The sequence below is a fragment of the Brachybacterium saurashtrense genome, from assembly GCF_003355475.1.
GTDB lineage: Bacteria > Actinomycetota > Actinomycetes > Actinomycetales > Dermabacteraceae > Brachybacterium > Brachybacterium saurashtrense.
Genome location: NZ_CP031356.1, coordinates 3,217,889 through 3,229,881, shown reverse-complemented (window position 1 = coordinate 3,229,881; position 11,993 = coordinate 3,217,889). Strand labels below are relative to the sequence as shown.

The 11,993-nt window shown below is 69.7% G+C and carries 10 protein-coding genes; 6 read left to right on the top strand and 4 right to left on the bottom strand.

Annotated features, from left to right (window positions below):
• The first annotated feature begins 64 nt into the window (after positions 1-64).
• The 6 genes from DWV08_RS14550 to DWV08_RS14525 all read left to right on the top strand — a co-directional run bounded on the left by DWV08_RS14550 (position 65) and on the right by DWV08_RS14525 (position 7,354).
• Positions 65-1,564, top strand: a complete 1,500-nt coding sequence (locus DWV08_RS14550) for a CoA-acylating methylmalonate-semialdehyde dehydrogenase (RefSeq protein ID WP_115414454.1) — start codon at positions 65-67, stop codon at positions 1,562-1,564.
• A 135-nt stretch (positions 1,565-1,699) separates the two neighbouring features.
• Positions 1,700-2,671, top strand: coding sequence for a TIM barrel protein (locus DWV08_RS14545; RefSeq protein ID WP_115414453.1), 972 nt, complete (start codon positions 1,700-1,702; stop codon positions 2,669-2,671).
• A gap of 10 nt (positions 2,672-2,681) precedes the next feature.
• A complete protein-coding gene (locus DWV08_RS14540; RefSeq protein ID WP_115414452.1) occupies positions 2,682-3,551 on the top strand; it encodes a sugar phosphate isomerase/epimerase family protein in 870 nt (289 codons plus the stop codon).
• Positions 3,552-3,582: 31 nt separating this feature from the next.
• On the top strand, positions 3,583-4,758 hold the full coding sequence (locus DWV08_RS14535; protein WP_115414451.1) for a Gfo/Idh/MocA family protein: 1,176 nt from the start codon (positions 3,583-3,585) through the stop codon (positions 4,756-4,758).
• Positions 4,759-4,941: 183 nt separating this feature from the next.
• On the top strand, positions 4,942-5,973 hold the full coding sequence (locus DWV08_RS14530) for a hypothetical protein (protein WP_115414450.1): 1,032 nt from the start codon (positions 4,942-4,944) through the stop codon (positions 5,971-5,973).
• A 151-nt stretch (positions 5,974-6,124) separates the two neighbouring features.
• Positions 6,125-7,354 (top strand): toxic anion resistance protein, encoded by a 1,230-nt coding sequence (locus tag DWV08_RS14525; RefSeq protein ID WP_115414449.1) that lies wholly within the window; start codon positions 6,125-6,127, stop codon positions 7,352-7,354.
• A 96-nt stretch (positions 7,355-7,450) separates the two neighbouring features.
• Here DWV08_RS14525 and DWV08_RS14520 read toward each other — a convergent pair whose 3' ends face one another.
• The 4 genes from DWV08_RS14520 to DWV08_RS14505 all read right to left on the bottom strand — a co-directional run bounded on the left by DWV08_RS14520 (position 7,451) and on the right by DWV08_RS14505 (position 11,885).
• A complete protein-coding gene (locus DWV08_RS14520) occupies positions 7,451-8,758 on the bottom strand; it encodes an alpha-L-fucosidase (RefSeq protein ID WP_115414448.1) in 1,308 nt (435 codons plus the stop codon).
• Positions 8,759-8,825: 67 nt separating this feature from the next.
• A complete protein-coding gene (locus tag DWV08_RS14515) occupies positions 8,826-9,689 on the bottom strand; it encodes a carbohydrate ABC transporter permease (RefSeq protein WP_206516749.1) in 864 nt (287 codons plus the stop codon).
• Positions 9,679-10,527 carry a carbohydrate ABC transporter permease gene (locus DWV08_RS14510; RefSeq protein ID WP_241237327.1) on the bottom strand — a complete coding sequence of 283 codons (849 nt, stop codon included), beginning with the start codon at positions 10,525-10,527 and terminating at the stop codon, positions 9,679-9,681. Before DWV08_RS14510 ends, DWV08_RS14515 begins: the two co-directional genes overlap by 11 nt.
• Positions 10,528-10,628: 101 nt before the next feature.
• Entirely contained in the window at positions 10,629-11,885 is a 1,257-nt protein-coding gene (locus tag DWV08_RS14505; RefSeq protein WP_241237326.1) for an ABC transporter substrate-binding protein, read from the bottom strand.
• Positions 11,886-11,993: the final 108 nt, after the last annotated feature.

Below are 11,993 nucleotides of genomic sequence, written 5' to 3'. Positions count from 1 at the left end.
CCCGAACGCCCACCACCGCGCGGCCCCGTCGGCCGCCCCCATCACCACCCCGAGGAGAACACCCATGGGATACGAGATCACGCACTGGATCGACGGCCGCGAGGACGCCGGCGACTCCGCCTCCACCCAGCCGATCATGAACCCCGCCACCGGCGGCGAGGTGGGCACCCTGCGCCTGGCCGACGAGGCCACCGTGGACCGTGCCGTGCAGGTCGCCGTCGCCGCGCAGGAGACGTGGGCGAAGGTCTCGCTGGCCAAGCGCACGCAGATCCTCTACCGGATGCGGCAGCTGATGATCGAGCACACGGATGAGATCGCCGAGGTGATCACCCGCGAGCACGGCAAGACGATCGCCGACGCGAAGGGCGAGATCGCCCGCGGCCTGGAGACCCTCGAGTTCGCCACCTCCATCACCCAGGACCTCAAGGGCGGCTTCACCCAGGACGTCTCCACCGGAGTGGACGCGCACACCCTGCGCCAGCCGCTCGGCGTGGTCGCCGGCATCACCCCGTTCAACTTCCCGGCGATGGTGCCCTTCTGGATGCACCCGATCGCGATCGCGACCGGCAACGCCTTCGTGCTCAAGCCGTCCGAGCGCGACCCGTCGGCCTCGAACATCGTGGCCCGCCTGTACCAGGAGGCCGGGCTGCCGGACGGCGTGTTCCAGGTGCTGCACGGCGGCAAGACCGTGGTCGACGCGCTGTGCGAGCACGAGGGGATCTCTGCCGTCTCCTTCGTGGGCTCCACCCCGATCGCCCAGCACGTCCACGCCACCGCCTCCGCGGCCGGCAAGCGGGTGCAGGCCCTCGGCGGCGCGAACAACCACGCCGTGGTGATGCCGGATGCGAACATCGAGTTCGCCGCGGGCCAGGTGGCCTCCGGCGCCTTCGGCTCCGCCGGCGAGCGCTGCATGGCCGTCCCGGTCGCGGTGACCGTGGGCGATGCGCATGAGCCGTTCCTCGCCGCGATCACAGCCGAGGCCGAGAAGCTCGTCGTCGGCCCCGGCGACCGCGAGGGCACCGACATGCCGCCCGTGATCACGCCCGACGCCAAGGACCGCGTGGTCCGCATGACCGACGAGGCCGAGGCCGCCGGCGCCACGATCCTGGTGGACGGGCGCGGCCTGGTGGTCGAGGGCTTCGAGGGCGGCAACTTCGTGGGGCCTACGGTGATCACCGATCTCGCCGCCGACCACCCCACCTACACCGACGAGGTGTTCGGCCCGGTGCTCGTGGTGATGCACGTGAACAACTTCGACGAGGCGATCGCGCTGGTGAACTCCTCGCCGTTCGGCAACGGCACCGCGATCTTCACCGACTCCGGCCACTACGCGCGCCGCTTCGAGGACGAGATCCAGGTGGGCATGATCGGCATCAACGTGCCGATCCCCACCCCGGTGGGCTACTACTCCTTCGGCGGCTGGAAGGACTCGCTGTTCGGCGAGCACCACGCGCACGGTCCCGAGGGCGTGGGCTTCTACACCCGCCAGAAGGCGGTCACCACCCGCTGGCCCTCGCAGAACGAGACGGTCGAGTCCTCGATGAGCTTCCCGACCCACGACTGAGCCGGCCTCGGCGGGGCGCGGCGGCCCGGCGGCGGCCGACGGGTCGGCCGGCGTCGGCCGCCCACACCGCCGCCGCGCAGCCCGCACCGCACACCGCCGCACACCGCCGCACACCGCCTTCGAAGGAGAAGACCCATGACCAGCCCCGCCAGCACGCCCGACGGCGTCCCCGGCCCGCAGGCCGACCGCTCCCGCAATCCCGAGGCGCCGTTCGACAAGCTCACCATCGGGGTGTGCCCCGACCAGTGGGGCGTGTGGTTCCCCGAGGACGAGAAGCAGATCCCGTGGCGCACCGCGCTGGCGGAGATGGCCCAGGCCGGCTTCTCCGTGATGGAGACCGGCCCGTGGGGCTACTTCCCCAAGGACGCGACGCAGCTGCAGTCCGTCATGGACGAGCACGGCTTCCGCGTGGTGGCCGGCACCGGCTGGGGCATCCTGCACCAGGAGGAGGCCTGGCCGGAGACGGAGAAGACCTTCCGTGCGATCGCCGAGACGCACGCGGCCGTGGGCGCGGAGTACATGGTGCACCTGCCGCCGATGTACCGCGACGAGAAGACCTGGGAGTTCACCGACGAGCGGGAGCTGACCGGTGAGGCGTGGAAGCGCTACGTCGAGAACGCCAACGAGCTGGGCCGCATCGTGAAGCAGGACTACGGCCTCACGATGGTGCTGCACCCCCACGGCGACTCCCACATCGAGACCCCGGAGGAGATCGCCCGCGTGTTCGAGGCGACCGATCCGGAGCTGGTCTCCTTCTGCCTGGACACGGGCCACATCATCTACGGCGGCGGCGACCCGATCTCGATGATCGACGAGTACCCGGAGCGGATCGGGTACGTCCATATCAAAGCGTTCGATCCGGAGATCACGCGCCAGGCCCACGAGCAGGACTGGCCCTTCGGCGAGGCCGTCGCCAAGGGCGCCTCGGTGCGGCCGCCGGCCGGCCTGCCGGACATGAAGGACCTGGTCGCGAAGCTCGCCACGCTCGACAAGGAGCTGTACGTGATCTGCGAGCAGGACCTCTACCCCTGCGACCCGTCGCTGCCGCTGCCCAACGCGATCGCGACCCGCGAGTTCCTGGCCGAGTGCGGCCTGGGCATCAAGTGAGGAGACCCCGATGGTGAAGATCCTGCTGGACCCGTCGATGTACCACCCGCATCTCTCGGTCGCCGAGGAGCTGCGCAAGGCCGCCGAGCTCGGGTACGAGTACCTCGAGCTCTCCCCCCGCGCGGACTTCCACGAGTGGCACCACTACCCCAAGGTGGACCGCCACCTGATCGCCGAGGTGAAGCAGGCGATGAAGGACACCGGGGTGAAGATCTGGACGTTCAACCCCGTGTTCGACTGGTCCAGCCCTGATGAGCAGGAGCGCCAGGCGCAGGTGCGCAACTGGCGGCGGCTGCTGGAGCTCGCCGACGCCCTCGAGGTGCCGCTGATCGCCACCGAGTTCTCGGGTGACCCGAACCGGCCCCGGCAGAGCGAGGGCCAGTTCTACAGGTCGATCGAGGAGCTGATCCCGGTCTTCGAGAAGTACGGCCTGGAGTGCACGATCGAGGCGCACCCCTACGACTTCGTGGAGGAGAACGACCGCGCCGTGCAGATCATCCGCGGCGTGGACCGCGACTGGCTGAACTACGAGTTCTGCTTCCCCCACGCCTACCACCTGGGCCAGGGGGCCCGGGACCCCCGCGAGATGATGGACTACGCCGGGGACCGGCTGAAGCACCTGCACATCGCGGACGTCTTCGACCACACCGCGAACGTGGGCAATCGCTACATCATGAACCCGCCCGGCGTGGACGCCCGCATCCACCAGCACAACGAGATCGGCAACGGCGAGATCGACTGGGATGCCGCCTTCGCCTACCTGCGCGAGCGGGAGTACGACGGGCCGGTGTCCGTGTGCGTGTTCGGCTGGGAGGAAGACGCCGACGCGCTCCACGTGCGGATGCGCGAGCGGATCCAGAAGGAGCTCGGCGGCGTCTGAGCGCCCGGCCCACCCCTACGAAGGAGACAGCATGCGCGAGATCGGCATCGGCGTGATCAGCCTGGGCTGGATGGGTCGCCTCCATGCCAGCAGCTACCAGCGGCTCCCCTCCCGCTTCACCGAGCTGGGGATCCGCCCCCGCCTGGTGGTCGCCGCGGACCCGATCGAGGAGAACCAGCAGGCCGCGATCGAGCAGTTCGGGTTCGAGAAGGCGGTGGCCTCGATCGAGGAGGTGCTCGCCGATCCGGAGGTGGACGTCGTCTCCATCTGCTCCCCGAACTTCCTGCACCGCGACTTCGCGCTCGCGGCCGCGGCGGCCGGGAAGCCCTTCTGGATCGAGAAGCCGATGGGCGTCTCCGCGGCGCAGTCCCGCGAGATCCGCGATGCGGCGGCCAGCGCCCGCGACGGCGCCGGGATCGCGACCGCCGTGGGCTTCAACTACCGCCACGCGCCGGCGATCGCGCACCTGCGCGAGCTGGTGGCCGGCGGCCGGCTGGGCCGGATCACGAACGTGCGCTGCTGGTTCTACGCCGACTACGCCTCCTCCCCGGAGGGTCCGCTGACCTGGCGGTACGACAGGGAGCGGGGCGGCAGCGGCGTGATCGGGGATCTGCTCTCCCACGGCGCGGACCTGGTCCAGCACGTCACCGGGCAGCGGCTGGCCGAGGTCACCGCCACCTCGGACGTGTTCATCGAGGAACGACGGCTGCCGCTGGGCGCGGGCGTGGGCCATGGCGCGGTGGCGGTGAGCGAGGAGCGCGGCCCGGTGGAGAACGAGGACTGGGTGGCGGCGCTGGCCCGGCTCGACGGCGGCGCGCACGCCACGCTCGAGTCGTCCCGGGTGGCGCGCGGGCACCGCAGCGACTACGCGCTGGAGGTGTTCGGCACCGAGGGCTCGGCCCGCTGGTCCTTTACTCGCATGAACGAGTTCGAGGTGATGCTCGGCGAGGGCGGCACCGAGCACGGCTACACCACGGTGCTGGCCGGGCCGGGCCACGGCGAGTTCGCGCACTTCCAGCCCGGGCCGGGGATCCCGATGAGCTTCGACGACCTCAAGACCATCGAGGCCGCCGCCTTCCTCTCCGACGTGGTGCACGGGACCACGAGCGCGCCCAGCGCCGCCGACGGGCTCGCCGCGGCCGAGGTGTGCGAGGCGATCGTCCGCTCGGCGGCGTCCCGTGCCTGGGAGACCGTGCCGCAGGGATGACCCCGTCGGGCCGGCGCCGACGATCGGACGCCCTCCCGCGACGATCGTTGTCGGGCGATGTCCAGCCCTGCGCGATAACCTGGCGCCACGCCCGGACGAGGCGTGCGCACAGCAGCGGGGACGGCGTCGCCGGATCCGCGCGGGCAGGCCTCGTCCCCGTCTCGGGGAGGACAGCGGGGAGCAGTGAGCGCAGGAGAGCAGCCGTCGGCCGATCGGCCGCGCAGCAGCGGGAGCGACCGGCTCCCTGATCCCACCGCGCCCGACGCCGCGCCCGACGACTCCCGCGCACCCGCCACCACGACACCGGACGCCGACCGCCGTCCCGACACCCCGCCCACCGCTCCCGGCGACCGCGACCTGCCGTGGAAGGCCACGGCGGAGCGCCGCGACCTGTGGGGACCGGTGCAGGGACCGCTCGACGGGACGGTCCACGGCCCCGGGACCCGCTCCCCCGCCGGCCGCTCCCCTGCCGGCGGCTCACCCCACGGCGGCGCCGTCGGCCGTCCCCGTCGCTCGCCGCTGGTGCGCTTCGGCGCGCCCGTGGTGCTGGGCGCCCTCGCGGCGCTGGCGGCGCTCCTGGTGGTGCTCGGCGCGGGGCTCGGCGGCCCGCTGCTGGCCCTCGCCGCGGCCGCGGGGATCGGCGCGGTGACCCTCGGCGCCGTGGGCGTGGCGGCGAATCGCCCGCTGCCCGCCGCCCCCGATCGGCCCACGCTGGACGCCTCGGTCACCGGCGGCACGCGCGAGATGCTGGCGGGGATCCTGGAGGCGAACGGCACCACCCGCGACCGTGTCGCACAGCTCCGCCCGCAGGCGAGCAGCACCCCGGCGGCCGTCGCCGTGCTCGACGACGTCACCTCGCTGCTCACCCGGATCGATGCGCTCGTGGGCGCCGAGCAGCTGCAGGCCATGCGCCCGTCGGCCGCGGAGCTGACCCTGCTGGACGGGATCGCGGGCCGCTACGTGCCCGAGCTGGTGGACGCCGCGAGCGACACGATCGGCTTCCTCCGGACCTTCGCCGGCAGCGCGCGCGAGGAGGCGCTGGCGAACCTCGCGAGCATCGACACGCAGCTGAACGTGCTGGCCGAGGGGGTGGAGCAGGTCGAGGGGGACGTGGTCGGCGGGGTCTCACGCTCCCTCGAGGTGCACTCCGAGTTCCTGCGCGCCCGCTTCGCCGACCAGCACGTGGACCCGCTCATCGACATCCGGACCCTCTGACACGCCGCCCGCTCCGGCGCTCACCACCCCCGCCGCCCGACCGACCGACGGCCGCACCCGCACCCGCACCCGCACCCGCACCCGCACCCGACGTTCCCACCCGACACCCACGATCCCGGGGAGATCACCCCGGAGACCCCAGGAGGCCCTGATGGACAAGCTCCAGCCGCCCACGCCCGAGCAGGAGATCACCCCCGCCGAGCCGGTGCAGGAGGTGGAGGTCGACGACGCCGGCGCCATGCTCCCCGAGCTGCCCGAGGAGCAGCAGGCCCAGCTCGAGCAGCGGGCCGACGCCTGGGTGGAGCAGGTCTCCCAGCTGAACCCGCACTCGCAGGAGTACACCGCGCAGGTCAACGCGCTGGGCGCGGTGGCCCGCCGCACCTTCGAGCGCACCAGCCAGACCTCCTCCCGCTTCATGGAGCAGTCGCTGCGGGAGTCGAAGGAGAAGGGCAACGCGCAGGAGTCCGTCGCGAAGTCCCTCTCCGAGTTGCGCACCACCATGGAGGACCTCGCCCCCAAGGAGGAGACCTTCGCGGACAAGGCGCTGGGCTGGCTGCCCGGCCGCAACGTCGCCAAGCGCTACTTCCGCGGCTTCGAGACCAATCAGGACCAGCTCGACGAGGTGCTGGGCGCGCTCAGCCGCGGCCAGGAGATGCTGCAGAAGGACAACGCCGAGCTGGCCGTGGAGCGGCGCTCGCTGTGGGAGGACCTGGGCGCCCTGAAGAAGGCCTCCTACCTGCTCTCCCTGCTGGACGAGCGGGCGGTGCGCCGCGTGGAGCAGGCACGGGCCGAGGGGAAGGCCGCCGAGGCCGACGCCCTCGAACGGGACGTGCTCTTCGCCGTGCGGCAGCGCCGCCAGGACGTCGCCACCCAGATCGCCGTCACCGTGCAGGCCTACCTGTCGATGGGGCTGATCGAGGACAACAACACCAAGCTCCAGCAGGGCGTGGAGCGGGCGCGCACCACCACGGTCACCGCGCTGCGCACCGCGGTGATCACCGCGCAGGCGCTGGAGAACCAGAAGATCGTGCTGGACCAGATCGATGCGGTCAACCGCACCACCGACAACCTCATCTCCCGCACCTCGCAGATGCTGGCGGACAACTCCGTGAAGATCCAGAAGCAGGCCGCGACCTCGGGCGTCTCCCCGGAGACCCTGCAGAAGGCCTTCGACAACCTGTTCACCACGATGGACGGCATCGACTCCTTCCGCACCCAGGCCAACCAGAACTTCCTCACCACGGTGACGAACCTGGAGCAGCAGGTGCAGCGCGCCCAGCCGTACCTCGAGCGGATGCAGAAGGAGCAGCCCGAGCACGAACAGATCGAGCAGGCCGGCACGAACGCGATGGACCTGCTGGAGATCGAGGACCGCCGCTGAGCAATTGAAGAGCAGTGCCTCACCAGCGGAGGGTGCGGTCCCGAGGACCGCGCCCTCCTTCTCCGCCCGCCTCCGGGCGGAGCATCCTCTGCGCGCTCAGCCCGCCGTCGGTGCGGAGTCAGCGGCCGGTGCAGAGACAGCCACCGGGGCGTTCTCCTCGCCGGCGAGCGTGACGGTGCGACCGACTTCGGGCCAGGCGAAGCCCGTGGGCAGATCCTGCGCCGCAACCGTGATCTCGCCGGCGTCGCCGCTGAGGAACACGTGGCAGGTGCCGTCCTTCTCCACGGCGCGCGCCCATTCCACACCCTTCAGGCGCAGCTCGCCGAGCCCACGGGAGCCGGCCAGGTGCACCTTGTGCTCCGCCATGAACTCCCCCAGGCCCTCGAGCGCGGCGACCTGCAGCTCGTGCAGGGAGCCGTCCGCGCGCGGGCCCACGTTCAGAAGCACCCGACCGCCCTTCGAGACCGCGTCGACCACGTGCCGTACGGCCTGTGCAGCGCTCATGTACTGGGCGGCGTCCTCGACCTGGTTGTAGCCGAAGGAGAGGCCCACGCCGCGGCAGTTCTCCCACGGCTGCCCTTCAGGGATCTCGCCCGCCTGGTACTCGGTGGTGACGAAGTCCTGGTGGGCGCCGGCGAAGCGGTCGTTGATCAGCCCCTCGGGGCGCTGGGTATAGAAGTGCTCGAGCAGCTCGCCGAGCCCGCCTTGGCCGAAGTGGAAGTTCTCGTCCGGCCAGCCGATGTCGTTCCAGAACACGTCGGGCTGATAGCGGTCGATGAGATCGCGCACGTGGGCGCTGCAGTACTTCCCGTACTCGTCGTCCCGCGGCCTGCAACGGTCGTTCACGTCCTCACCGCTGACCAGCGGTTCGGTGGGCCGGACGTGCCAGTCCAGGCCCCCGGAGTAGTAGACGCCGAAGCGCAGTCCCGCCTCGGTCACCGCGCTCGCTATCTCGCCCACGAGGTCCCGCTTCGGTCCGCGGCGCACGGTGTTGCGGTCCCCGGTGCCGGGGGCGTCCCACAGCGTCACGCCGTCATGGTGCTTGGTGGTGGGCACCACGTAGTCCGCGCCGGCCCGGCGGAACAGGTCCGCCCAGGCCGCGGGGTCGAAGGCGGTGGTCTCCCACTGGTCGAGGAAGTCGTCGTACGGCGCGTCGCCGTGCACCTGGCGGTGATGCTCGGCGGCCGGGGAGCCCTCGATGCGGATCGTGTTGAAGTACCACTCGGCGTAGGGGTTGTGGGCGAACCAGCCCAGGTCGCTCTCGATGGCGCCGAGCTCGGCGGTGGGCTCGGCCCAGGCAGGCACCGAGTACGGCCCCCAGTGGATGAAGATGCCCAGCGGGGCGTCGCGGAACCAGTCGGGCAGGCGGTGCGGGAGCGCGTCCCATGTCGAGGTGTCGGGCATGGCGAGGTCTCACTTTCTCAGGTGGGGTCGGTCGGTGACGGGGTGGGCGAAGGGGCGGCTCAGCGACTCACCGGCCGCCGAATCCCCCCATGGAGACGCCTTGCGGCAACTGCTTCTGCAGCAGCACGACGATGAGGAGGCTGGGAAGCACGACGAGGGTGACTGCGGCCATGAGCGGTCCCCAGTCGGTTCCTCGTTCCCCGGAGAACATCTGCAGGCCGATCGGCACGGTCGCCATCGAGGCGTCGTTCACCACGATGAGAGGCCACAGGAAGCTCCCCCAGTACTCGATGAAGGCGAACACGAAGACCACCGATATCGGGGCTCGCAGCAGCGGAACGATCACGCTGACGAGAGTGCGCAGGCGACTCGCTCCGTCGATGGTGGCCGCCTCCTCGTAGTCCGGCGGGAGCGACAAGAGGAACTGCCTGATCAGGAAGGTGCCGAAGGCGCCGAACGCGAAGGGGAGTATCAGCGCCGGGTACGAGTTGACCAGCCCCGCACGCTGCATCATGAGATAGAGCGGGATGATCAGCACTTCCTGCGGGAGCACCATGGTCGCGAGGAACGCGCCGAACAACGCCGCGCGCCCGCGAAATCTGAACCTGCTGAAGGCATACGCGCTGAGCACCGACACCGAGACGGTGAGCAGAGCTCCCGCGAACGCGACGAGGAAGCTGTTGATGAGGATGCGTCCGAAGGGGATCGCCGTCCAGGCCACCGAGTAGTTGCTCCACTCGATGCGTGACCCGAAGAAGCTCGTCCCGCTGGCGAAGACCTCGTTCGTAGGCTTGAGCGATGTCGCGACCATCCATACGAACGGGAAGAGGAACACCGCACCCACCACACAGATGAGGACCCGGGAGAGAACCTGCCCCCGATGGCGATGGCGCATCGTGGGCGCTGCAGGTGTCATCGTTTCAGCTGTCATAGGTGACCCACCTCTTCTGCTGGCTGAACTGGACGGCGGTGATCAGCATGACGAGGACGAACAGGACCCATGCCAGCGCGGAGGCGTATCCGAGCCTGTCGAACGAGAAGCCGTTGCGGTACAGGTGCAGGACCAGAGTGTTGGTGGCATTTCCGGGACCGCCCTCGGTGAGCGCATAGGGCTGCGCGAACACCTTGAACGCCCCGATCACGGTCATGATCGTGCAGAAGAAGATCGTGGGAGTCAGCATCGGGAAGACCACGCGGAAGAACCTGCTCACCGGGCCCGCTCCATCGATCCTCGACGCCTCCAGCACGCTCGGGTTGATCCCCGCGATGCCGGCACCGAGGACGATGATGTTGTATCCCATCCCCTGCCAGAGGGACATCATGATCAGGGAGAACATTGCCCACCCGGGCACGTTCAGCCACTGGGGCCCCTCGATGCCGATGACGGCCAGTGCTTGATTCACGATGCCGTCGTCGTTGAGCATGAGCCGGAAGATGAGGGCATTGCCGATCATCGGCGTCACGACGGGGATGAAGAAGAGCACTCGGAAGAACGCCGCCCACCGCCCGCCGAGGTTCATCAGCCAGTAGCTCAGACCGAGTGCGACGGCGAGGTTCACGGCGGTGTAGAGCACTGCGAAGATCAGCGTGTTGCGGAGACTGACCCAGAACGCCGGATCGCCGTCCAGCATGTACTGGTAGTTCCGGAGGCCCACGAACTCAGGGGCGCCGAACAGCGGCCAGTCGAAGACGCTTATCACCAGGGAGACGACGAGAGGCACCACGATGAAGATCGCGAATCCCAGCATCCCCGGGCCGAGATAGGGCACGACTGTCCATCCGCTGCGCGCCCGGCCGGCTCGTCCGAGTGCGGCACGTGCCGGCGCGACGCCCGGCGCTCCGGCCGGCGCTTGGACGACTGGCGCCGCCATCAGCCGATCGCCGCCTGGATCTCTCCGAGGATCTCCTCAGCACTCCGGTTCCCCCGGAAGCCGTCCGTGGCGAACTGCGAGAACTGCGATCCCACCTCGTTCCACGTCGGCGTGGTGATCAACGGCGCGCCGTTCTCGGCGAGCGCCGTGACCGCAGCGACGTTGTCCTCGGCCTTTCCCTCCGCCCACTGCTGCTCTTCCGATGCAATCGAGGGGAATGTGCCGCGCGCGTTCGCGACAGATCCGATCACTTCCGGCGTGGTGATGGCCATGACGGACGCGAAGGCGGCCTCCGGATCCTTCGCGTTGGAGGCGATACCGAAGCCGGATCCCTGGATGAGTCCTCTCGCCTCCCCCGACTCGGAAGGAATGATCGCCACGCCGAGATCCTCGCCGAGAGCGTCGGCGTAGGCCTGGTACATCCATGGGCCGTCGACGTACATGGCGACGTCGCCGTTCATGAGCGCCTGCTGCGCGGCGGGCTCGGAGTCCACCGCAGCGGGCGCCTCAGCGACCTCATGCTCGGTGACCAGGTCGAAACTGAACTGCAGGCCCTCGACGATCTTCGGATCCGTGAGCGACAGCGCACCGTCGGTCACCGGGCTTCCCCCGTTCGCGAAGCCGATCGACATTCCGAGATGCACGAGTCCGGCGGAGATCGCGAGCCCGTATGCATCGCCCGACGTCAAGGCGCTGGCGTTGTCGAGGAACTGATCCATCGTGTACGACAACCCCGGCAACTCGAGATCCGCGTCGGTGAACAGCGCTTTGTTGTAGAACAGGACCATGGGTTCGGCGTCGTACGGGATCGCCCGCACAGTGCCGTCCACGGTCATACCGCCGATCATCGCCTCGTTGTACTGCCCGAGATCGATGCCGGCGCTCTCGGCGAGGTCGTCGAGCGGAGCCAGCAGCGCATCGAGCTCCTGCGCGCGCGCCGCCTGCGTGGTGAGCAGGGATGGCGCGTCGTTCGAGGACATCCGAGTCTTCACCTTCGTCCAGTAGTCCTCGAAGCTCGGCCCCTCGAGTGTGAGCTCGAACTCCGGGTCGACCTCCTTCGCCGCATCGACGAACGCCTGCCACTGCGCCCTGTCATTCTCGTTCGAGATCCATGTGTACAGAGTGGTGCTGGGGTCGGAGCCGGAACTCGACGAGCCTCCACACCCGGCCAATGCTGCGAGCGGGACGGCTGCGCCCACGCCCGCGAGCAACGAACGGCGGGACAGCGAGGGCATTCGCGTGGTGGAAGCATTCATGTCTTCTCCTCGGGCGAGGATCGTCGATGATCCTCAAGCAGGGCCGTGAGCACATCCATACATCGGACGTTTACTGCGCACTAGTGAGACTGCCGTAAAACATAGGAT

Bases quoted from the DNA above. Each gene is read 5' to 3' on its own strand.
- DWV08_RS14525 (WP_115414449.1), top strand. From the start codon at position 6,125: ATGGACAAGCTCCAGCCGCCCACGCCCGAGCAGGAGATCACCCCCGCC.
- DWV08_RS14540 (WP_115414452.1), top strand. From the start codon at position 2,682: ATGGTGAAGATCCTGCTGGACCCGTCGATGTACCACCCGCATCTCTCG.
- DWV08_RS14515 (WP_206516749.1), bottom strand. From the start codon at position 9,689: ATGACAGCTGAAACGATGACACCTGCAGCGCCCACGATGCGCCATCGC.
- DWV08_RS14520 (WP_115414448.1), bottom strand. From the start codon at position 8,758: ATGCCCGACACCTCGACATGGGACGCGCTCCCGCACCGCCTGCCCGAC.
- DWV08_RS14545 (WP_115414453.1), top strand. From the start codon at position 1,700: ATGACCAGCCCCGCCAGCACGCCCGACGGCGTCCCCGGCCCGCAGGCC.
- DWV08_RS14535 (WP_115414451.1), top strand. From the start codon at position 3,583: ATGCGCGAGATCGGCATCGGCGTGATCAGCCTGGGCTGGATGGGTCGC.
- DWV08_RS14550 (WP_115414454.1), top strand. From the start codon at position 65: ATGGGATACGAGATCACGCACTGGATCGACGGCCGCGAGGACGCCGGC.
- DWV08_RS14505 (WP_241237326.1), bottom strand. From the start codon at position 11,885: ATGAATGCTTCCACCACGCGAATGCCCTCGCTGTCCCGCCGTTCGTTG.